We start from the raw sequence: 20,868 nt of genomic DNA on the forward strand, positions 1-20,868 counted from the left end.
ACTCAGTTCAAAGCTACGATCTTCATGGAATGACCTTCGAGCCGCGCCTGCGCGGCGCGGCCGCGCAATGCGGCATCGATCTGCTCTGCGGTCTGGTAGTAGCCGTCGATCGCGACCAGCTCGGCCTCGATCTTCTGGCAGTAGATGCGCGCGGCGGCATTGCCGTTGATGCCGGCCATCGCGCGGCCGCGCAGCGCGCCATAGACGTGGATGGAGCCGCCGGCGACGATCTCGGCGCCGGACGACACCGCGCCGAGCACGGTGACGTCGCCGTCGGGAAACACGATCGACTGGCCGGAGCGCACCGGCTGATCGAGCAAAAGCGAGGTCGGCTGCTGCAGCGACGGCTTCTCCGGCTCGATCTCCTGCACCGCGCAGTGACGGCCGCCCGACAGCAGCGGCGGCATGCCGAGCGAGAGCCGGCCCTGCTCGACGCCTTCGAGGCCGAGCACGCGGATGTTGCGCGATTCGATGCTCTTGATGAGGTGCGTGATGGCGAGCGGGCTCAGATCCACGGCGGAGAGATCGAGCACGATCGGCTTGCCGACGAAGAAACCCGGCGACCCCGCAAGCGTCGCGTCGAGTTCAGCGAGCCAGTCGGCGATCGGGACCACCGGCGAGAACACGAAGGCCACATAGGAGCGCCCGCGCAGACGAATTAAAGGACGTACCGTTTCAGCGCTGGCACTCATGATCATCCGACCCAACCCTTCTTAGTGATTGGTTAACTGTCGGCGCCAGATGGTTAACGGATGGTTAAATCGACGCTAAGCTGCTCAAAAATCGACGGCGCGACGCCTGACATAGTTCGATGATGATCGAATCAAGGCGCAATCTGGGCGCGAATGCGGCGCAAATCGTGGAGCCGCTGCGTCAAGACTACGCACGCCTCAATTTAATCACATCATGATGATAACTTTAACGTACATATAATTCCGATCCTGCGGCTGCAGGCGGGTCCGATCAATTGACACTCGTCAGGGGGCGGGGCATGGGATCGATAGAGGTGCTGAAGGCACGATCAACGTGCCAGGGCGCCTTGCAGGAAAGGACACCATGCGTGCGATCGATGATCGACGCGAAGCGTCTGATTCTGCACAGGGATTCCTTGTGGACTGAAGTGGCCTGGACGCTCCCGCTCTTCGTTTGAACTAGCTCTCATACGACCGTGGCAGAAGCGTATCAGTTTACCGGAATCGAGCGTCAGAGGAGTAGCGTATGAGTTCGTTGAGTGAACAGAATCCGATGAACCCGCAGGACCCGCTGCACTACGCGCCGCGTTGGCTGCGTGAACGCCCGGAAGCTGCGCGTCTATCTCTCGTCGGCGACAACGCCAAGGCAGTGGAGGCGGCCGAGCGTCCCGCTTCGGGACAGCAAGGACCCCTCGATGCTCGCCTGGAGACTGCCGTGTTCGAATCCCTCCGCCAGTCGCTGAATCCGCAGGTGATGCGCGAGCCGCCAGAGATCGAGCGTGAACGCGACCGCCGCTCGGTCGTGTTCAAGATCGCCGGCCGTTTCGCCGCCGCCACCGGTGTCGCCGCTGTCGTCGCGCTGTTCTTCGTCAACATCGTGCCGGTGTGGCGCCAGCCATCCGATGCCAGCTCGTCCTTCGTTGCCGCCGTGCAATCGATGAAGTCGCTGCCGCCGGTCGCTGCCGATGCGCAGGATGCCAAGGCCGACCAGACCAGCTCTCTGCCGGAGCGCACCGAAGCCCAGGCCCCGGCCCTGACGCAGTTCAAGTCCCTGCTCGCCGCGGACGCTCCGGCACCGGCGGCCGACGCGGACACTCCCGAAAAGCCGATGCTGCAGCAGTTCATGCAGTGGAACCAGAAGGCGGGCCAGATGGAGCGGGCGCGCTAGCAGCGCTCGCGGAGCTGATCCGAACTCAAACATAGCAGACAAGGCGATTATGATCGACGTCCGACCGCAGAAAGCGGGAGCACGCCGTCCGCTGGCTCATGCCCGCATGGCCGTCGCTGCACTCGCCACCTTCATGGCGAGCAGCGCCTTTGCCGCGCCCGGCGACAATGTCGCGCTGGTCCGCCAGCTCGGCACCCGCGTCGGCCCGGTCATCGGCGCGGCGCTCGCCTGCCGCGACATTGCGCGACCGCGCATTCAGTCGATCATCGAGAAATTCCAGACCGTCATCCGCGAAGCCGCGGCGAGCGAAGCCGATCGCGACGAGCTGACACGCCTGCTCGATCAGTATGTGGCCGAAGGCCGCGGCCTGGTCACCAGCGGCCGCCTCGACTGCCGCGGCGCGGACCGCCAGCTTGGCGACCTCGAACAGTCGATTGCGGCGCCAGCGCAGGCGCGATCCAACCTGCCCGTCGTGACGATCGGACCGGCAAGCGCGCAGGCCGCGACCACGCCGGCGCAGCTGCTGCCGCCGGCAGGCAATGTACGCGGCGTCAGTCAGAGCGAGATCAAGCTCGGCATGGTCATCCCCACCAGCGGCCCGGTGAAGGAGAGCGGCCGCCAGCTCAAGCTCGGCGTCGAGACGGCGTTCAACCGTGTCAACGAGGCCGGCGGCATCAACGGCCGCGTGCTGAAGCTCGTGACCGCGGATGACGGCTACGATCCGTCGCGCACGCTCGACGCGATGAAGCAGCTCTACGACCGCGAGCAGGTGTTCGGCTTCATCGGCAATTTCGGCACCGCCACTGCCGCCGTCGCGATTCCTTTCGCGCTGGAGCGGCGCGTGCTGTTCTTCGCGCCCTACACCGGCGCCAATGTGGTGCGCCACGATCCGCCCGACCGCTACGTCTTCAACTACAGGCCGAGCTACGCCGAGGAAACGGACGCGCTGGTCCATTATCTGGTGAAAATTCGCAAGCTCAATCCGCGCCAGATCGTGGTGTTCGCGCAGAACGATGCGTTCGGCGATGCCGGCTTCTCCGGCGTGGCCAAGGCGTTCCGCACCCTCGGCGCCAGCGACAATGCGATCGTGCGGGTCAACTATCCGCGCAACACCGTGGACGTCGACGACGCCATCAATCAGCTGAGGCTGTTGAAGACCCCGGTCAAGGCCGTGGTCATGCTGGCGACGACGCGGGCCGCGGCCAAGTTCATCGAGAAGGCCCGCGGCGTGTTTCCGGGCGCGATCTTCGCCAACATCTCCGCCGTCGGCGGCTCCGCGCTCGCGAGCGAGCTGATGCTGCTCGGTCCGCGCTACACCGACGGCGTAATCGTGTCCCAGACCGTGCCCGGCGTCGGCGGCTATTCGAGCCTCGTCCTGGACTACAAGAACGCACTTGCGAAATACGCTCCCGGCGAGGCGGCCGACTACACCTCGCTCGAAGGCTACATCTCGGCGAGCATCCTGATCGAGGGATTGAAGCGCGCCGGCCCGAGCTTCGACACCGAGCAGCTCGTCGACACGCTCGAGACCATGCGCAACATCGATCTCGGGCTTGGCACTCAGCTCAGCTTCGGACGCGCCGAACACCAGGCCTCGCACAAGATCTGGGGCACGGCCCTGGACGAGACCGGCACCTATCAGCCGATCGAACTTGACTAGGATACCGCTGAAAAGAGGTCCGCACCAGCAACGACGACAAAAGCGCGACAGAGAAACCCGACATTAATTCGAAATGCCACGGAATAGCAGGTGAAGAGGGTTAGCAGCAGCTCATAAGTGCAAGTGGATAGATAGTTCGATGACCGTTCGTTGGTCCGCGTTGATCATCGGGAGCCTGTTCGGGGCTCCCCTCAGCTCCGCTCTTGCGGCCGCCCCCGATATCGTACGGGATCTGGCCGGCCGGGTGGGACCGATTGTCGGGCGGGCCTCGACCTGTCCGGACATCGCGGAGGGCCGCGTCCAGACCATCGTCGAAAAATTCCGCGAAGCCATCCGCCAGGCTTCCAGCAATGACGGCGAGCGCGATCAGCTGACACGCGCCTTCAACGGCTACATCGCGGAGGGCCGCAGCCGCGGCGGCCCGTCAGCGGCGAGCTGCAGCACCGCCGAACGACAATTGGCCGAGCTCGAGCGGTCGTTGATCGAGAGCGGGCCGGCCACGACTGCAGGCTCCCCATCAGCCAACGCACCGACGGCCACGACCGGCGCGGTCACCGCATCGCCGGTCCGCGGCGTCACCGATCGGGAAATCCGGCTGGGAATCGTCGTGCCGTTCTCCGGCATCCGCAAGGAGACCGGACGGCAGATGAAACTCGGCATCGAGACCGCCTTTGCGCGCGCCAACGAGGCCGGCGGTGTCGGCGGCCGGCAGCTTCGCCTGATCGCCGCCGACGACGGCTATGACCCGAACAAAACGCTGGCGGCGATGACGCAGCTCTATGAGAAGGAGCAGGTGTTCGGCTTCATCGGCAATATCGGCACGGCGAATTCGCAGGTGGCGATCCCGTACGCGCTGGAGCGGCGCGCGCTGTACTTCGCCCCGAACAGCGGCGCTGCCGTGGTCCGGCGCGACCCGCCGGACCGCTATGTCTTCAACTATCGCGCCAGCTACGCCGAGGAGACGGCCGCTTTGGTGCGCTATCTGGTGAAGATGAAGCGGATTCCGCCGCGACAAATCGCGGTGTTCCAGCAGCAGGATCCGTTCGGCGACGACGGCTTTGCCGGCGTCGCGAAGGCCTATCGCCAGCTGAACATCGCCGACCCCGTGGCGCGCTTCACCTATCCACGGGCGAGCGTCGACGTCGACGAAGCGATCAACCAGATCAAGGCCTACAAGCCGCAGATCAAGGCGGTGATCATGGTTGCGACCGATCGCGCCGCCGCGAAGTTCATCGAAAAGACCCGCGATGCGATCCCTGGCCTCATTTACGCCAACGTATCCGCGGTTGGATCGACGTCGCTTGCAACCGAGCTGAAGCTGCTCGGCCCGCGCTTCACCAATGGCGTCATCGTGACGCAGGGCGTGCCGGCCGTTTCAGGCTATTCGAGCCTTGTGCTCGACTACAAGAATGCGCTGGCCAAATACGCAGCGGGCGAAGCCCCCGACTACACGTCGCTGGAAGGCTACATCGCGGCGACCATCCTGATCCAGGCGTTGAAGCAGACCAATCCGCTGGACACTGAACGACTGGTCGACACGCTGGAATCGATGCGCAGCCTTGATCTCGGCCTCGGCACGCCGCTCGCGTTCGGACGCGCGGAGCACCAAGCGTCACACAAGATCTGGGGTACTGCGCTCGACGAAACCGGCACGTATCAGCCGATCGAACTTGAATAGATATGACTGAAAATGACTAAGCATAAAGAACTGGTTGAAAGCGACGCATTAGCAGGTTCTAAAGCATGATCCGAGATAGCCGTGCCGGGTTACCGAAATGGTCATGCTATTGGGAAAGGCTAGTCTGTGCATGGTGGCGGTCATAGTCTCCTCCGTCGTAGACAAAGCGTCAAATTCACCAGGCGAAAGACCTGGATGGGGTCCATAGTGGGATAGTGGCAATGAGCTTTCGTTCTAGCGTGTTCTTGGTTGCGGCATTGCTCGCAACGCCCGCCAGCGCGGCGGGCACCAATGCGGATGTGGTGCGTAATCTTGCGAGCCGGGTCGGGCCGATCGTGGGAGCAGCATCCGCCTGTCAGGCGATCGACCAAGGCCGCGTTCAGGCCATTGTCGACAAGTTTCGCGAGGTGATCCGCGAGGCCTCGACGGGCGGCTCGGATCGGGACGAACTCACTCGCGTGTTCAACGGCTATGTCGCGGATGGCCGCAACCGCGTGGGAGCAGCTCAGACCGACTGCAATGCCGCCGGTCGGCAGCTCGCCGAGCTCGAGCGTTCGCTCGGGCAGACCGCGCCGAGCCAAACCGCCACCAGCCTCGCCGGGGTGATCGCTCCGTCCGCGGCCGTTGCCGCGACTGCGCCGACGACGACCCTGCCTCCGGCGTCCACCAGCAACGTTCAGGGCGTCACCGCGAACGAGATCCGCTTCGGCATCGCTGCGCCATTCTCGGGTGCCGCCAAGGAGCTCGGCCGCCAGATGAAGATGGGCATCGAGGCCGCCTTCAACCGCGCCAACGACACCGGTGGAGTTGCTGGCCGCTCGCTGCGGCTGTATTCGGCCGATGACGGCTATGAGCCCTCGCGGACCCTGGACGCGATGAAGCAGCTCTACGAAAAGGACAAGGTGTTCGGCTTCATCGGCAATGTCGGCACGCCGACCTCTGCCGTCGCGATGCCCTACGCGCTGCAGCGCCGGGTTCTGTTCTACGGTGCGTTCACGGGCGCCAACATCCTGCGCAACGATCCGCCGGATCGTTACGTGTTCAACTACCGCGCCAGCTACGCGGAAGAGACCGACACCGTCGTCCGTTATCTCGTGAAGTTGCGCCGCCTGCAGCCGCGCGACATCGCGGTGTTTGCGCAGCAGGACTCCTATGGTGATGCGGGCTTCTCCGGCGTCGCCAAGGCGTTCCGCTCGCTCGGCCTGGCCGACACCTCGATCGTGCGCTTCAACTACAAGCGCAACACGGTCGACGTCGACGAGGCCGTCAACCAGCTCCGCGCGATGAAGAACCCGCCCAAGGCGATCGTCATGGTCGCGACCTATCGGGCTGCCGCGAAGTTCATCGAGAAGACGCGCGATCTGTACCCGAACATGATCTACACCAACGTGTCGTTCGTGGGGTCGACCGAGCTGTCCGACGAGCTGATGCTGCTCGGTCCGCGCTACGCCAGCGGCGTCATCGTCACCCAGGTGGTGCCCGCAGTGGGCGGCTATTCCAGCGCCGTGCTCGAATACAAGGGCGCGCTGGAGAAGTACTTCCCGGGCGAGGCGCCGTCCTATGTCTCGTTCGAGGGCTATGTCGCGGCCAACGTCCTGATCCAGGCGCTGCGCAAGGTCGGCCCGCAACTCGACACCGAGGCGCTGATCGACACGCTGGAAAACCTGCAGAACATCGACCTGGGCCTCGGCGCCAAGCTCGGCTTCGGCCGCGCCGAACACCAGGCCTCGCACAAGATCTGGGGCACGGCGCTCGACGACCGCGGCAGGTTCCAGGCGATCGAGCTGGAATAGTCGTCGGCTCGGACGGGATCTTCGAGAGACGGGATCTTCGAGACAAGGCGCGGCAGCCGAGGTTGCCGCGCCTTTTTTCTTCGATCACCTCACAGCGGCGGGTCGATCGCCTCGTCATATTCCTTCTTGAAGCGCGCGATCAGCTCGGCGGCCGGGAGCACGTCCTTGATCGCGCCGATGCCCTGGCCCGAGCCCCAGATCTCCTTCCAGGCCTTCGGCTTGGCGCGCTCGCCGGACTCGTCGGTGCCGAAGCTCATCTTCGACGGATCCGACGTCGGCAGATTGTCGGGATCGAGGCCGGCGGCGACGACCGACGGCTTCAGGTAGTTGCCGTGCACGCCGGTGAACAGGTTCGAATAGACGATATCGTCGGCGCCCGAACTGGTGATCATCTGCTTGTAGCCTTCAACCGCATTCGCCTCCTTGGTGGCGATGAAGGCGGAGCCGATATAGGCGAAGTCGGCGCCGAGCACGCGCGCGGCGCGAATGGCGCGGCCATTGGCGATCGCACCGGACAGCGCGATCGGTCCATCGAACCAGCTCCGCGTCTCCGCGACGAAGGCGAACGGCGAGATGGTGCCGGCATGGCCGCCGGCGCCGGCCGCTACCAGGATCAGGCCGTCGGCACCCTTCTCGATCGCCTTGTGCGCAAAGGTCTGGTTGATCACGTCATGAAAGACGATGCCGCCCCAGCGATGCGCCGCCTGGTTGAGCTCCTCGCGCGCGCCGAGCGAGGTGATCAGCATCGGCACCTTGTACTTCTCGCACAGCGCCAGATCCTGCTCGAGCCGGTTGTTGGAGCGGTGCACGATCTGATTGACCGCGAACGGCGCCGAGGGACGCTCCGGATGCGCGCGGTCATAGGCGGCGAGCTCCTCGGTGATGCGTGCCAGCCATTCGTCGAGCAGCGCCGCCGGCCGCGCGTTCAGCGCCGGAAACGAGCCGACCACGCCAGCCTTGCACTGCGCGATCACCAGGTCGGGCACGGAGATGATGAACAATGGCGAGCCGATCACGGGGATCGACAGGCGCCCCTTGAACAAGGCGGGCATGGACATGGATGGGAATTCCTCGTTGTGAAATGCGGAGATGTTCGTGTCGGCGAGCATGCCCGAGATGATGCCGTGATGGCAATTCGCTCGCAGAGGGACCGGAAAAGTCCGTGGGGGGTCTTGCGTTGAGGCGCTGACAGACCGCGAGACGGCGCGCTGACGCCTATTGGCACAACGCCGAGGTGACGAAAGTATCGGTCCGGCAGTCGCCCGGCTTGCGTTGCCGGCCGGGGATCAGCACCTTGGCCGAGCAGGTCTCTGCGGAATCGGTGTTGAGACTCTTGCCTTCCTTGTGGCCCTTGCTTTGGCAGAGCCGGTCGGCGCCGAGCTTGCAATCCGGCGTGCCGTTGGCCGCCATCGGACAGGCCGCCCGGCCCAAGACCATACTCGAGGGCTTGGCGAGCCGTGACAGCGCATCGCCGGTCTCCTTGAGGACGCCTGCCGTGCCAGCGTCGCCGTTCGGGACCGCCTGCGGCGCCGGCGGCGCAGCCTGATCGCCGGGAGCGCCGACCGGATCGCTCCCAGCGGCGGGTGGCGTGACGGGCGCATCGGCCGAGGGCTTGAGCGGAATGATCGACATCTTGTCGAACAGTTTGCCGAGCTCTTCGACCAGGCCAGGGTTGGACGGCGGCGGCGCGGGCTCGCCTGATGGCGTTGGCGACTCCCGCAAACCGGCTGAAGGCGCCGGCTGAGCCCGAGCCGATTGCGCCCAAGCCGCGGCCGAAAGCGCGATGCCCGGCAGCACAACACCGAGCAGCAGCATGCCGACGGCGAGCAGCCCCGACCGCATCAGATCAGCTTGATTGCGATGACAAAGCCCGCGACCAGCACGGCCGCGCCGAGCGCCACCCACAGGCCGAGATGCTTCTCGATGTGCACCCTGATCCATTCGCCATAGCGGTTCAGCAGGATCGCGGCGATGAAGAAGCGGCCGCCACGCGCCACGATCGAGAACAACACAAACAGAAACAGGTTATAGCCCGCGAAGCCTGACGTGATCGTGACGAGCTTGTAGGGGATCGGCGTCAGCCCCTTCAGCAGAATGATGACCGCGCCCCATTCGGCATAAGAGGCACGGAAGGTCTCGACCTTGTCGCCGAGGCCGTAGAGATGAATCAGCCACTGGCCGAGCGAATCGTAGAGCAGCGCGCCGATGGCGTAGCCGACCAGGCCGCCCGCGACCGAGGCCGCGGTGCAGACGCCTGCGAACAGCCAGGCGCGCTGCGGCTTGGCCAGCGACATCGGAATCAGCATCACATCCGGCGGCACCGGAAAGAACGAGCTTTCGGCGAAGGCGACCGCAGCCATGATCCAGAGGGCATGCGGCTTGTGCGCGGCGTCGATACACCAATCATAGATACGTCTGAGCATGGTCCGCGATGAAGCAAACCGGGCAGCTTTTGTCCATGGGCGATGTGCTGATCCGATCCAAGCTTCGGATCGACTTTTCGGGCCGACTTTAATGCCGCTTGCGGATCGTCCGGCCTTCCACCGCGACGATCGGTCGCTCCGGCCCCCGTCCCGGCGCCGTCCTGGCGACCTTCACCGGCGACTTCGGCAGCTTCTCGGCGATCCCGAGCAGCCGTTCACGCCGCTCCATCTCTGCCCAGACATCCTCCGGCCGGACGTCGAGTTCGGCCCACAGCACCGTCAGATTGTAGATCAGGTCGGCGCTTTCCCGCACCATGGCCTGGGCGTCGCCGCTGACTGCATCGATCGCGACCTCGATGGCCTCCTCCGCGAGCTTCTTGGCCATTTTGCCGGTGCCCTGCTGCATCAGCTTGGCCGTGCGCGAGCGCGCCGGATCCAGATCCCTGGCCGCCAGCACAGCGCGATAGAGCCGGTCGATCGAATCAGTCATCGCGCCACACTAGTTAAAATCGATGGCCCGTATATTAACGTTTGCGACGGGCATGAAAAAATCCGCCGGCCGGAGCCGGCGGATCGCATCAATCGATCCGACATCACCAATGGGGGTGATGATAATAGCCGCCGCCATAACCCCCATAATACGGGCCGCCGCCATAATACTGATAACCCGGCTGGTAGCCGTAATAGGCCGGGCGGCCGTAATAATAGTGATCCTCGTAATAGGAGCGGCGGTTCTGGGCCGCGGCGATCGCAAGACCCGTACCGACGATGCCGGCGAACGCCGCAGCAGCGGCTGCACCGCCATTGCCACGATAATGCCGCCGACGCGCGCTGACATCGGTCAGCCCGCCGTCGCTGGCGGTCTTGGCGACGACGCCCTTCTCGGCGGACGCCGATCCGGCGAAGGCGAGCGTCGGCTGAACGGCCGTCAAAGTGACCGCCGCCACCGTCGCCAGGACGGTAGCACGGCCGAAGCGTGAAACATTTCCGCGCTGTGCGATCATGTGGATTCTCCGTGCGATCGAAATCTCGCAAAACCAACTCATTATGTGGGTCCACAGTTCCCCTCTCGAAACCATGAGTCGAAGCCGCAAAACGCCGCAGGGCTTGCTCATGGACCGTTCAGATTCGATCCGACATGATCAAGCGCCGCCGGCCGGAGCGACACGTCACGAAATTGACACATCACCAGTCCGGCGAAGCGATGTGAATACCGGCGAGACAGTCCGGTGCGGCCTGCGAATACCGGCGTGAGCTGATGCGTATGCGACGACCCGCTTTCCTGCTTACCCTCGCGCTTGTCACGGCGTTTGTCCCTGCATGGCTGTCACAGCGGTGCGCCGCGGCCGAGGAGCCCAAGCGGGCGGTCGCCGTCATGTTCGCGCTGGATCGTCCGCTCGATGGCAGCATGGCGCCGCTGGTCCTTGCGACGAGCCGCGGGCTGTTCAGCAGCGTGGGCGTGGCGCTGACGATGACCACTGCCAAAGGCTCGCCCGACGCGATTGCGCGCGTGGCGTCAGGCGACGCCGACATGGCGCTCGCCGACATCAACGAACTGATCCGCTATCGCGATGGTGCCGGCAGCCAGCCGGTCAAAGCCGTCTTCGTGCTGTTCAACAAGGCGCCCTACGCGCTGATCGCGCGCAAGAGCCGGGGCATCAACGGGCTCAGCGATATCGAGGGCAAGACGATCGGAGTCGCCGAGGGCGACCTCTCGATCCGGCTCTGGCCGGCGGTCGCGCGGCACAACCATCTCAAGCCCGAGAGCGTAAAGCTGTCGCGGGTCGGCGCCGCGGTGCGCGAGCCGATCCTGTCCGCGGGACAGGTCGATGCCGTCAGCGGCTTCTCGTATCTCTCGGCGATCAATCTGCGCGACCGCGGCGTGCCCGCCGCCGATCTCGCGGTGCTACGCTTCGCAGACTATGGCTGCGAGGCGTATGGCCACGCGGTGATCGTCAATCCCGGCTTTGCAGCAAGGCAGCCGGACGCCGTGAAAGGCATGCTGCGGGCGCTGACCGAAGGTCTCCAACTCGCGATCAAGGACCCTGCGGCTGCAGCCGCCGACGTGGTGAGCCGCATGGAGGATGGCTCGCAAGACCTCGAGCTCGAACGGCTGCAGACCGTGCTCGCCGACAATGTGCTGACATCCGACGTGCGCCGCGACGGCATCGGCGGCATCGACCCCGCCAGGTTCGAGCGCGCCCTCGACCAGCTTGCCGAGGACGGCAAATTTCACAAGCGCCCCCTGCCGGGCGAGATCTTCGACGACCGATTCCTGCCGCCCGCCGACAGCCGCCTGGTCAATTGAGCGCTCGCCGCGATTGCCGATCCCTTGCTAACATCGCGCGCGCCGCCGGCCGGCGGTGATTCCACCTCTGCTCACGAAGCGCTCCGCCCATGTCCCTGCTCCGCATCTACGCCCGCGTGCTCCACCTGCTTGGCAAGGAGGCGAGGCTCGGCTGGTTTCTGGCGGTCGCCAACCTCGCGCTCGCGGTGGCTCAGTTCGCCGAACCGGTGCTGTTCGGACGCATTGTCGATTCGCTGTCGGGCAACGCCTCCACCACCACCGCATGGCCGCTGCTCGCAGCCTGGGCCGGCTTCGGCCTGTTCACGATTCTCGCCAGCGCCTGGGTCGCGCTGCAGGCTGACCGGCTCGCCCATCGCCAGCGCCACGCCGTGCTGACGAGCTATTTCGAGCACATCCTGCAGCTGCCGCTGACCTTCCACTCGGGCACGCATTCGGGGCGGCTGATGAAGGTCATGATCAACGGCACCGACGCGCTGTGGCATCTATGGCTGTCGTTCTTCCGCGAGCATTTTGCCGCGATCATGTCCGTGATCGTGCTGCTGCCGCTGTCATTGTATCTCAACTGGCGGCTCGCGATCCTGCTGTTCGTACTCTGCGTCGTCTTCACGGTGCTGACGACGCTGGTCGTGCGCAAGACTTATGGCATGCAGAGCGAGGTCGAGGAGCACTACAGCAACCTGTCGGCCCGCGCCTCCGACGCGCTCGGCAATGTCGCGCTGGTGCAGAGCTTCGTGCGCATCGACGCCGAGGTGCAGGGCCTGCGCAGCGTCGCCGGACAATTGCTGTCGGTGCAGATGCCGGTACTCGGCTGGTGGGCGCTGGTGACAGTGATCACCCGTGCTTCCACTACCATCACCGTGCTCGCGATCTTCACGCTTGGCATCGCGCTGCATCAGGCCGGGCTGAGCTCGGTGGGCGAAATCGTGATGTTCGTGTCGTTCGCGACCATGCTGATCCAGAAGCTGGAGCAGGTCGTGTCATTCATCAACAACGTGTTCATGGAGGCACCGCGGCTGGCGGAATTCTTCACCGTGCTCGACGCGGTGCCGGCGGTGCGTGACCGTCCGGACGCGATCGATGTCGGTCGCCTGTCGGGCCTCGTCGAGTTCAACGACGTCTCGTTCTCCTATGACGGCAAGCGCCCGGCGGTTGAGGACCTCACCTTCACCGCACTGCCCGGCCAGACCATCGCGCTGGTCGGCCCGACCGGCGCCGGCAAATCGACCGCGATCGCGCTGCTGCATCGCGCCTTCGATCCGCAATCCGGCTTCATCAAGATCGACGGCATGGATGTGCGTGGCCTCAAGCTGGCGGCATTGCGCCGGAACATCGGCGTCGTGTTCCAGGAGGCGCTGCTGTTCAACCGCTCGATCCGCGAGAACCTCCTGGTCGGCAAACCCGACGCCACGGACGAGGAGCTGCGCAGCGCGGCCGCCCGCGCCCAGGCGCTCGACTTCATCGACCGCGCCGAGCAGGGCTTCGATACCAATGCCGGCGAGCGCGGCCGCATGCTCTCGGGCGGCGAGCGCCAGCGGTTGTCGATTGCGCGTGCGCTGTTGAAGGATCCGCCCATCCTGATTCTCGACGAGGCAACCTCGGCGCTCGATGCCGTGACCGAGGCGAAGCTCAACGCGGCGCTCGACGAGGTGATGAAGGACCGCACCACCTTCGTCATCGCCCACCGGCTTTCGACCATTCGCAAGGCGACGCGAATCCTGGTGTTCGAGAACGGACGCGTGATCGAAAGCGGAACGTTCGATGAACTCGTTGCCCAGGGCGGTCACTTCGCGGAACTCGCCAAGGCCCAATTCATGGTGCAAGAGAGCGCACGCTCCGCGCTTGGCGCGAGCGCAAGCGACGGCCCCACCGTCAAGGCCTGATCGCGGGACGCTTTCATCGTGGAATTGAATGGCCCGCCTCTGTTCTGGAGCGTCGAGCCGGTATAGGTTCGCGACCTGCCGCGACCGAAGCGGCGCCGGACACGCTTGAAACCCGAAAGCCCGTTTGCCCACCTCGCAGCGCGAGGCGGGTTCTCAAAGGACCGGACCAGACCAGTGCAGACGCTTCGCCTGTTGTTCCGCTACGCGCCGATCAAGATCATCGCTATCGCCGCCGCACTCTTGGTTGCGCCTCGCTTGGCCAACGCGGAGGCGCTGCTGCTCGTCGAAGCCGATACCGGCAAGGTGCTGGAGGCGCAGAACGCGACCTACCCGTGGTACCCGGCTTCCGTCACCAAGCTGATGACGGCCTATGTAACGCTGAAGGCGGTGAAGGATGGCAAGCTCTCACTCGACACGCTGGTGACGGTGTCGCCCACCGCCGCATCGCAATCGCCGTCGAAGATGGGATACCGGCCGGGCACGCAGCTGACCGTCGACAACGCGCTGAAGATGATGCTGGTGAAGTCCGCCAACGACATGGCGGTGGTGCTGGCGGAGGGCGTCGGCGGCTCGATCGACGGCTTCTCGGCGATGATGAACGAGACCGCGCAGAAGCTCGGCATGACTCAGACGAGCTACGTCAATCCGAACGGCCTTCCGGCCGACGGCCAGATCACCTCCGCCCGCGACCTCGCGATCCTCGCCCGCGCCATCATCCGCGACCTGCCGGAATACGAATATTTCGTGCACATCCCGTCGATCCGCTACGGCCGTCGCGTGGTGCAGAACTTCAACCGGCTGATCGGCCGCTATCCGGGCGCCGACGGCTTCAAGACCGGCTTCATCTGCGCCTCCGGCTACAATCTGGTCGCGTCGGCCACCCGCAACGGCAAGCGCCTGATCGCCGTCGTGCTCGGCGCCTCGTCCGGGCAGATGCGCGGCGTGCGCGCCATCCAGATGCTCGACCGCGGCTTCAACGGCAACCAGCTCGGCTGGCTGAAGGCGCCGCTCGGCAATGTCGAGCAGCTGGTGCCGGTGGATGCCACGCCGCCCAATCTGCGCGACGACATGTGCGGCGGCAAGCGGCACCGGCCCGCAAGCGATGACGACGAGGAGACGGTGGCCGGCGGCGAGGGCGAAACCACGGGCGGGACTCTGCTGGCCGGGCTGCAGGCCCCCGCGCTGAAGCCGTCGGAGATCCTGGCCGCGGCCCCTGCCCCGTCCGAACCGGTGGTGGTCTATACCGGACCGACGCGCACCGGCGCGGCCCTGATCGCAGCCGTCGCGGCCGATGCCGACGCCCAGACCCCGCCCAAGCGCCGCGGCAAGAAGGCGCATGTCGCCGGCGGGAAAGAGGCGAAATCCGCGACCCGGACCGCCGCCAGGGCAGATTCCAAATCGGATTCCAAGGGTGATGCGGGCGCGAAAGCCGGAGCGAAGCGGGATGCAAAAGCGTCCGACGCCAAGCCGGCAGCCGCACACCACGCCGCGTCTAAGCAAGAGTCCGGCGCAAAAACGGCGGAAAAACCCGCCTCGGACGCGGCAGCCAAGCCGGCGAAGCCCAAGGCCGCCGCCAAGCCGAAGAGCGACGGCAAGCCGGCGCCAAAGGACGGCTGATCGCGCGCGGACACAGCCGGCCTTGGCCCTGGCCACGACAGCCCCGCTCTCTGCCTCTTTCGTCGATGCCTCGGCCGGCTTGCCTTGCCCGGCCGGAGATTAGATATTGGCCGCCAAATGCCCCGGCGCGACCGGGGAGCGGACGCATCACGCGACCAACATCAAGCGACCATAAGAGACGATCAGAGAGGAAGGTTCATGGAGCGCATCTGGCTCAAGCACTACCCGGCCGGCGTTCCCGCCGATATCGATCCCAGCAAATACCAGTCGCTGGTCGAACTGCTGGAAGAGAGCTTCAAGACATTCGCCGACCGCCGCGCCTTCATCTGCATGGACAAGGCGATCAGCTATCGCGAGCTCGACGACATGTCAGTGGCGATGGGGGCCTATCTCCAGGGGCTCGGACTTGCCAAGGGCGCGCGGGTCGCGCTGATGATGCCCAACGTGCTGCAATATCCGATCGCGATCTCAGGCGTGCTGCGGGCCGGCTATGCCGTCGTCAATGTCAACCCGCTGTATACGCCGCGAGAGCTCGAGCACCAGCTCAAGGACTCCGGCGCCGAGGCGATCATCGTGCTGGAGAACTTCGCCCACACGGTGCAGCAGGTGGTCGGCCAGACAAAGGTCAAGCACATCGTCATCGCCAGCATGGGCGACCTGCTCGGCTTCAAGGGCGTGATCGTCAATCTCGTCGTCCGCCGGCTGAAGAAGATGGTGCCGGCCTTTTCGCTGCCTGGCGCGGTGCCTTTCAATGATGCGCTCGCCGCCGGCCGCAGCAAGCGGTTTCAGAAGCCGGTGATCGGTCCGGACGACGTCGCCTTCCTGCAATATACCGGCGGCACCACCGGCGTCTCGAAGGGCGCCACATTGCTTCACCGCAACGTGGTCGCCAACGTGCTGCAAAACGACGCCTGGCTGCAGCCGGTGATGGGGCGGCCACCGCATGTCGATCAGCTGCTGATCGTCTGCGCGCTGCCGCTTTATCACATCTTTGCACTGACCTGCTGCTTCCTGCTCGCGGTGCGCGCCGGCGGCGCCAATCTCCTGATCCCCAATCCGCGCGACATTCCCGGCTTCATCAAGGAGCTGATGAAGTATCAGGTCAACAATTTCCCGGCCGTCAACACGCTCTACAACGGTCTGCTGCATCACCCTGACTTCCGGAAGCTCGACTTCTCCAAGCTCAAGGTCTCCAATGGCGGCGGCATGGCCGTGCAGCGTCCGGTGGCCGAGCAGTGGAAGCAGGTGACGGGCTGCAGCATCGCCGAAGGCTACGGCCTGTCGGAGACTGCGCCGGTCCTGACCTGCAACCTGCCGACCTCCACCGAGTTCACCGGCACGATCGGCCTGCCGCTGCCATCGACCTGGCTCTCCATCCGCGACGATGATGGCAACGAAGTGCCGCTGGGACAGGCCGGCGAGATCTGTGCGAAGGGCCCGCAGGTGATGGCCGGCTATTGGAATCGTCCCGACGAAACCGCCAAGGTGATGACGGCGGACGGCTTCTTCCGCACCGGCGACATCGGCATCATGGCCGAGGACGGCGCGATCAAGATCGTCGATCGCAAGAAGGACATGATCCTGGTCTCCGGCTTCAACGTCTATCCGAACGAGGTCGAGGAAGTGATCGCGACCCATCCGGGCGTGCTCGAGACCGCGGTGATCGGCCTGCCCGACGAAAAAACCGGAGAGGTCGTCAAGGCGTTCGTCGTCAAGAAGGACCCCGCCCTCACGGCCGAGGACATCGTCAAGCATTGCCACGAGCAATTGACGAACTACAAGGTGCCGAAGCAGATCGAGTTCAGGACGGAGCTGCCGAAGACCAATGTCGGCAAGATCCTCCGCCGCGAGCTGCGTGACGAGAAGAAGAATCCAGCGGCGGCGGCGTGAGGCCGTAGCGCCGGACCGGCAGCTGTGCGATGACGGATACGTGATCGGGGCGGGCCGTTGCCGTTTCTGGCCCGCCGAATAGTCTAGCGCGCCAAGCGCACGACACGTCTCAAGACAGGTCGCAAGCCACATCCAGGGGAAGGAGTTACTCAAATGACCATTCAGGTAGGCGAAAAGCTGCCGCAGGCCCAGTTCCGCGTGATGACCGAGGAAGGCCCGCAGGTCAAAACCACCGACGACATCTTCAAGGGCAAGAAGGTCGCGCTGTTCGCGGTGCCCGGCGCCTATACCGGCACCTGCCACAATATGCATCTGCCCAGCATCTTCCTCAACGCCTATGCGCTGAAGGGCAAGGGCGTCGACACCATTGCGATCATCTCGGTCAACGACGCCTTTGTGATGAATGCCTGGAAGCGCGACACCGACCAGCGCGACGAGGCCGTGTTCCTGGCCGACGGCAATGCCGACTTCACCAAGGCGATCGGCATGGAGCTCGACGCCTCCGGCCACGGGCTCGGCATCCGCTCCAAGCGCTATTCGATGCTGGTCGAGGACGGCGTCGTCACCAAGCTCAACCTCGAAGCCGCCCCCGGCAAGGTCGAGGTCTCCGGCGGCGACACGCTGCTCGGGCAGCTGTAAGGCAATCGGTTTAAGGACGAGAAGCGAAGGCCCGCGCCAACACGCGGGCCTTCTACTTTTGTTGCTTCGATCTTTAGCGGAGCAATACGAGCATTTGTGACCGGCCGCCCCTAAGACGAGATTGGAGGGGTCGTATGGCAATCATCCTGATCGGCTGCGCCCTATTCGCATTTTGGCTGTGGTCCATGCGTCGCGCCCGGGACGATGCCGCGGAACATCTGGCGAGTGGATTAGCCCGCGATCCGCTCTACTAGGTCGGCAGCGTGATGGCGCTGATTGTGCTCGGCTTGTCGATGTATATGGCGCGTGAGCACATGGGCTTCACCGGCGCAGGGCGCTGGTTCTGGGCCACCGAACTCGGGTTGATTGTCGCGATCCTGTTGGTCCGCCGAACGCTCAAATGGCGTTACCCGTATTGACCCCGCATCAGGATGGGGCGAACGAGATCTGCTCTCGCTGCCGCAGACGACTAAAGCGGGATGAGAATAGCCTGAATCGATTTGGGATTCCCAAATTGCGGATTCCGACGAAGTCGCCCAGGCGTACCGATATGAAGTCGCCCGTGGATTCCGAGACGATGTCGCCCACCTTTCCGATTTGATCTCGCCCAGCGGCGAGGCGTTCTGGCCGGCTGGTTCTCTGGCATCGGTCAAGCCGCGCGGTCAATCTGGAATCGCGACTTCAACCTTTTTTCTTCTTCTGCGGTTGCTGTGGGCATGTGGACAACGCGATTGCGTTGTCCAAGCGCAGCGGCATGTCCACGGCGCTCAGGTCTTTCGGGCGGATTGCCGAGTTCGGCGCAGGCTCTCACCGGTGAGGTCGAGCCGATGGGCATTGTGGACGAGGCGATCGAGCACGGCGTCGGCATAGGTGGGATCTCCAATGAGCAGATGCCACTGGTCCACGGGGAGCTGGCTGGTGACGATGGTGGAGCGATGACCGTAGCGATCTTCGAGGATTTCCAGGAGGTCGTGACGGGCGCCGGCATCGAGCGGCTCGAGCCCCCAATCATCGAGGATCAGCAGATCGACACGGCCAAGGCCGCGCAACAGGCGTGGGTGACGACCGTCGCCGCGGGCGAGCGCCAGATCGTCGAACAGGCGCGGGACGCGTTGATAGAGCACGGAGCGATTGTCGCGACAGGCCTTGTGGCCGAGCGCCGAGGCGAGCCAACTCTTGCCGACGCCTGCCGGGCCGCAGATCAGGAGATTGACGTGGTCGTCGATCCAACGGCCCTCGACAAGCTTGGCGAACAGCGGGCGGTCGAGACCGCGCGGGGTGCGGTAGTCGATGTCCTCGACGCATGCCTGCTGGCGCAGCTTGGCGTAGCGCAGGCGAGTGGCGAGCCGTTTGTCGTGCCGCAGCGAGGCTTCACGTTCGAGCAGCAGAGCAAGCCATTCGGCGTGACCGAGGCTGCCAGCCTCACCGGCGGCTTCGATGTCGGCGAAGGCCTTGGCCATGCCGTGGAGGCCGAGGGCGTTGAGGCGGTCGAGGGTCGGATGGGTGAGCAAGGGACGGTCTCCTAATTGTAGTAGCGCGGTCCGCGGATGTTGGCATGCAGGATCGGCGCATCGTCCGCGGAGCGCTGGTGAGCGGGACGCCGATCGAGATTGTTGGCGAGGATCGACTTGACCGAGCCATAGGTGCGCGCGCCGATGTCGATCGCCCGCGCAGCCGCCGCGTCCAGCCGTTCGCGCCCATAGGAGGCGGCGAGCCTGAGGATGCCGAGGCAGGCGCGGAAGCCTTGTTCGGGGTGCGAGCGCTCGTCGAGAATGAGGTCGCACAATGCGCTGGTTGCCGGCCCGATCGCGGCGGCGTCCTGACGGATACGCCCGATAGTCCAGCCGGCGTAGCGCCGATGGCTGGAGGCCATGTGCTCCGGCACGGTGGTGTGCTTGTGATTGCCACTCATGCGCTGATGCGCGGCAATCCGCTCGCCCTTGTGGAAGATCTCGACGGTGCGGGCGGTGAACCGCACCTCGACCTCGGCACGCGCGAAGCGATGCGGAACGCTGTAATAATGCTTCTCCACCTCGACGTGGTAGTCGAGGCTGACGCGGCGGATCCGCCACTCGGCGAGCACGTAGGGGCTCGCCGGCAACGGCTTGAGCGCCGGCCGGTCGATCTCCTCGAGCAGCCGGCGGCGCGTCACGCCGAGCCGCCGGATCGGCCGCTCCTCGTTGAGCCTGGTGAGCAACTCGCCGATCGCTGCGTTGACCTCGGCGAGGCTGTAGAAGACGCGGTGGCGCAGGCGACCGAGCAGCCAGCGCTCGATGATGAGGACGGCCTGCTCGACCTTGGCCTTGTCGCGCGGCTTGCGAGGTCGCGCCGGCAAGACGGCCGTGCCGTAATGCGCGGCCATCTCCGCATAGGTGCGATTGATCTGCGGGTCGTAGAGGCTCGCCTTGATGACTGCGACTTTGGTGTTGTCAGGCACCAGGAGCGCCGGGACGCCGCCGATCGCCGCGAAGGCGCCAACATGGGCGCTGATCCAGTCGGCGAGCCCCTGCGTCCACGTCGCCTGCGCGTAGGTGAAGCTCGAGGCGCCGAGCACGGCGACGAAGATCTGCGCCGTCCTCCGCTCGCCGGTGAGGCGGTCGACCACCACCGGCACGCCGTCGCCCGCGTAGTCGACGAACAGCTTGTCACCGGCCGCGTGCGCCTGGCGCATCGTCACCGACAGGCGTCCCTCCCAGGCGCGGTAAAGCTCGCAGAAGCGCGAGTACCGGTATCCGCCGGGCTCGGCGCCGATGTACTCCTCCCACAGGATCGACAGCGTCACGTGCTTGCGCTTGAGCTCGCGGTGCACCGCCGCCCAATCGGGCTCGGCGATGCGGCGATGACCCTGCCGGTTACCGTTGCCGGTCTTGGCGAACAGGCGGGCCTCCAGGGCCGCGTCCGTGAGTTCGTCGGGCAACGGCCAGCTCAGGCCTGCGGCCTCGAACCGCCGGATGGTCAGCCGCACTGTCGAGGGCGCCGCGCCCATCCGCCGAGCAATCTCGCGGCTCGGCAGCCCAGCCGCCTTCATCCTGATCACATCGCGCACACGGCGCATCGCAAGCCTCTCCGTCGGCATCCAGGGTCCCCCTTCGCAAAGCCGAAAGGTTGACCCTATGGGAG

18 protein-coding genes are annotated in these 20,868 nt (G+C 65.1%); 10 read left to right on the forward strand and 8 right to left on the reverse strand.

The genetic code is table 11. The features are described from left to right. Positions 1-2: 2 nt before the first annotated feature. On the reverse strand, positions 3-692 hold the full coding sequence (gene minC, locus ACVIJ6_RS06645; RefSeq protein WP_456772026.1) for a septum site-determining protein MinC: 690 nt from the start codon (positions 690-692) through the stop codon (positions 3-5). A 526-nt stretch (positions 693-1,218) separates the two neighbouring features. On the opposite strand from minC, the gene ACVIJ6_RS06650 reads away from it, so the two are divergent. From ACVIJ6_RS06650 to ACVIJ6_RS06665, 4 genes are all read left to right on the forward strand, one after another. Next, positions 1,219-1,860: a hypothetical protein gene (locus ACVIJ6_RS06650; protein WP_456772027.1), complete on the forward strand. Its 642-nt coding sequence runs from the start codon at positions 1,219-1,221 to the stop codon at positions 1,858-1,860. Between the two features lie 49 nt (positions 1,861-1,909). Beyond that, positions 1,910-3,520 (forward strand): ABC transporter substrate-binding protein, encoded by a 1,611-nt coding sequence (locus tag ACVIJ6_RS06655; protein WP_456772028.1) that lies wholly within the window; start codon positions 1,910-1,912, stop codon positions 3,518-3,520. Positions 3,521-3,659: 139 nt separating this feature from the next. Beyond that, positions 3,660-5,198 carry an ABC transporter substrate-binding protein gene (locus ACVIJ6_RS06660; protein ID WP_456772029.1) on the forward strand — a complete coding sequence of 513 codons (1,539 nt, stop codon included), beginning with the start codon at positions 3,660-3,662 and terminating at the stop codon, positions 5,196-5,198. Between the two features lie 221 nt (positions 5,199-5,419). Beyond that, positions 5,420-6,991, forward strand: coding sequence for an ABC transporter substrate-binding protein (locus ACVIJ6_RS06665; RefSeq protein ID WP_456772030.1), 1,572 nt, complete (start codon positions 5,420-5,422; stop codon positions 6,989-6,991). Positions 6,992-7,080: 89 nt separating this feature from the next. On the opposite strand, the gene ACVIJ6_RS06670 is transcribed toward ACVIJ6_RS06665, so the two are convergent. The 5 genes from ACVIJ6_RS06670 to ACVIJ6_RS06690 all read right to left on the reverse strand — a co-directional run bounded on the left by ACVIJ6_RS06670 (position 7,081) and on the right by ACVIJ6_RS06690 (position 10,418). Further along, a complete protein-coding gene (locus ACVIJ6_RS06670; protein ID WP_456772031.1) occupies positions 7,081-8,049 on the reverse strand; it encodes an NAD(P)H-dependent flavin oxidoreductase in 969 nt (322 codons plus the stop codon). Positions 8,050-8,206: 157 nt separating this feature from the next. After that, positions 8,207-8,833: a hypothetical protein gene (locus ACVIJ6_RS06675; protein ID WP_456772032.1), complete on the reverse strand. Its 627-nt coding sequence runs from the start codon at positions 8,831-8,833 to the stop codon at positions 8,207-8,209. Continuing rightward, a complete protein-coding gene (locus ACVIJ6_RS06680; protein ID WP_456772033.1) occupies positions 8,833-9,414 on the reverse strand; it encodes a YqaA family protein in 582 nt (193 codons plus the stop codon). The genes ACVIJ6_RS06675 and ACVIJ6_RS06680 overlap by 1 nt, the downstream gene beginning before the upstream one ends. Before the next feature lie 88 nt (positions 9,415-9,502). After that, a complete protein-coding gene (hisE, locus tag ACVIJ6_RS06685) occupies positions 9,503-9,904 on the reverse strand; it encodes a phosphoribosyl-ATP diphosphatase (protein ID WP_456772034.1) in 402 nt (133 codons plus the stop codon). A 103-nt stretch (positions 9,905-10,007) separates the two neighbouring features. After that, positions 10,008-10,418 (reverse strand): hypothetical protein, encoded by a 411-nt coding sequence (locus tag ACVIJ6_RS06690; RefSeq protein WP_456772035.1) that lies wholly within the window; start codon positions 10,416-10,418, stop codon positions 10,008-10,010. 254 nt (positions 10,419-10,672) lie between these two features. Between ACVIJ6_RS06690 and ACVIJ6_RS06695 the strand changes: the two genes are divergently transcribed. The 6 genes from ACVIJ6_RS06695 to ACVIJ6_RS06720 all read left to right on the forward strand — a co-directional run bounded on the left by ACVIJ6_RS06695 (position 10,673) and on the right by ACVIJ6_RS06720 (position 18,167). Then, positions 10,673-11,722 (forward strand): ABC transporter substrate-binding protein, encoded by a 1,050-nt coding sequence (locus tag ACVIJ6_RS06695; RefSeq protein ID WP_456772036.1) that lies wholly within the window; start codon positions 10,673-10,675, stop codon positions 11,720-11,722. Positions 11,723-11,811: 89 nt separating this feature from the next. Further along, the gene (locus ACVIJ6_RS06700; RefSeq protein ID WP_456772037.1) at positions 11,812-13,602 is read left to right on the forward strand and encodes a glucan ABC transporter ATP-binding protein/ permease; all 1,791 of its coding nucleotides are present in this window, start codon (positions 11,812-11,814) and stop codon (positions 13,600-13,602) included. A 174-nt stretch (positions 13,603-13,776) separates the two neighbouring features. After that, a complete protein-coding gene (locus tag ACVIJ6_RS06705; protein WP_456772038.1) occupies positions 13,777-15,219 on the forward strand; it encodes a D-alanyl-D-alanine carboxypeptidase family protein in 1,443 nt (480 codons plus the stop codon). 198 nt (positions 15,220-15,417) lie between these two features. Then, positions 15,418-17,109, forward strand: a complete 1,692-nt coding sequence (locus tag ACVIJ6_RS06710) for a long-chain-fatty-acid--CoA ligase (RefSeq protein WP_456772039.1) — start codon at positions 15,418-15,420, stop codon at positions 17,107-17,109. 153 nt (positions 17,110-17,262) lie between these two features. Beyond that, entirely contained in the window at positions 17,263-17,748 is a 486-nt protein-coding gene (locus ACVIJ6_RS06715; protein WP_456772040.1) for a redoxin family protein, read from the forward strand. A 266-nt stretch (positions 17,749-18,014) separates the two neighbouring features. Next, entirely contained in the window at positions 18,015-18,167 is a 153-nt protein-coding gene (locus ACVIJ6_RS06720) for a hypothetical protein (protein WP_456772041.1), read from the forward strand. 348 nt (positions 18,168-18,515) lie between these two features. Here the strand turns inward: ACVIJ6_RS06720 and istB are convergent, their stop codons facing one another. Both istB and istA read right to left on the reverse strand, forming a co-directional pair. Continuing rightward, complete coding sequence (gene istB / locus ACVIJ6_RS06725; protein WP_012041725.1) at positions 18,516-19,259, reverse strand: IS21-like element helper ATPase IstB; 744 nt, start codon at positions 19,257-19,259, stop codon at positions 18,516-18,518. Between the two features lie 11 nt (positions 19,260-19,270). Continuing rightward, positions 19,271-20,803, reverse strand: coding sequence for an IS21 family transposase (gene istA / locus ACVIJ6_RS06730; protein ID WP_083780767.1), 1,533 nt, complete (start codon positions 20,801-20,803; stop codon positions 19,271-19,273). Between the last annotated feature and the right edge of the window lie 65 nt (positions 20,804-20,868).

Source organism: Bradyrhizobium sp. USDA 4369, from assembly GCF_054056435.1.

Excerpts from the sequence above, each read along its gene's own strand:
- ACVIJ6_RS06720 (WP_456772041.1), top strand. The coding sequence starts at position 18,015 with ATGGCGCTGATTGTGCTCGGCTTGTCGATGTATATGGCGCGTGAGCAC.
- ACVIJ6_RS06655 (WP_456772028.1), top strand. The coding sequence starts at position 1,910 with ATGATCGACGTCCGACCGCAGAAAGCGGGAGCACGCCGTCCGCTGGCT.
- ACVIJ6_RS06650 (WP_456772027.1), top strand. The coding sequence starts at position 1,219 with ATGAGTTCGTTGAGTGAACAGAATCCGATGAACCCGCAGGACCCGCTG.
- ACVIJ6_RS06700 (WP_456772037.1), top strand. The coding sequence starts at position 11,812 with ATGTCCCTGCTCCGCATCTACGCCCGCGTGCTCCACCTGCTTGGCAAG.
- ACVIJ6_RS06665 (WP_456772030.1), top strand. The coding sequence starts at position 5,420 with ATGAGCTTTCGTTCTAGCGTGTTCTTGGTTGCGGCATTGCTCGCAACG.
- ACVIJ6_RS06675 (WP_456772032.1), bottom strand. The coding sequence starts at position 8,833 with ATGCGGTCGGGGCTGCTCGCCGTCGGCATGCTGCTGCTCGGTGTTGTG.
- ACVIJ6_RS06710 (WP_456772039.1), top strand. The coding sequence starts at position 15,418 with ATGGAGCGCATCTGGCTCAAGCACTACCCGGCCGGCGTTCCCGCCGAT.
- ACVIJ6_RS06660 (WP_456772029.1), top strand. The coding sequence starts at position 3,660 with ATGACCGTTCGTTGGTCCGCGTTGATCATCGGGAGCCTGTTCGGGGCT.
- ACVIJ6_RS06680 (WP_456772033.1), bottom strand. The coding sequence starts at position 9,414 with ATGCTCAGACGTATCTATGATTGGTGTATCGACGCCGCGCACAAGCCG.
- ACVIJ6_RS06695 (WP_456772036.1), top strand. The coding sequence starts at position 10,673 with ATGCGTATGCGACGACCCGCTTTCCTGCTTACCCTCGCGCTTGTCACG.
- istA (WP_083780767.1), bottom strand. The coding sequence starts at position 20,803 with ATGCGCCGTGTGCGCGATGTGATCAGGATGAAGGCGGCTGGGCTGCCG.
- ACVIJ6_RS06690 (WP_456772035.1), bottom strand. The coding sequence starts at position 10,418 with ATGATCGCACAGCGCGGAAATGTTTCACGCTTCGGCCGTGCTACCGTC.
- ACVIJ6_RS06715 (WP_456772040.1), top strand. The coding sequence starts at position 17,263 with ATGACCATTCAGGTAGGCGAAAAGCTGCCGCAGGCCCAGTTCCGCGTG.
- minC (WP_456772026.1), bottom strand. The coding sequence starts at position 692 with ATGAGTGCCAGCGCTGAAACGGTACGTCCTTTAATTCGTCTGCGCGGG.
- hisE (WP_456772034.1), bottom strand. The coding sequence starts at position 9,904 with ATGACTGATTCGATCGACCGGCTCTATCGCGCTGTGCTGGCGGCCAGG.
- ACVIJ6_RS06670 (WP_456772031.1), bottom strand. The coding sequence starts at position 8,049 with ATGTCCATGCCCGCCTTGTTCAAGGGGCGCCTGTCGATCCCCGTGATC.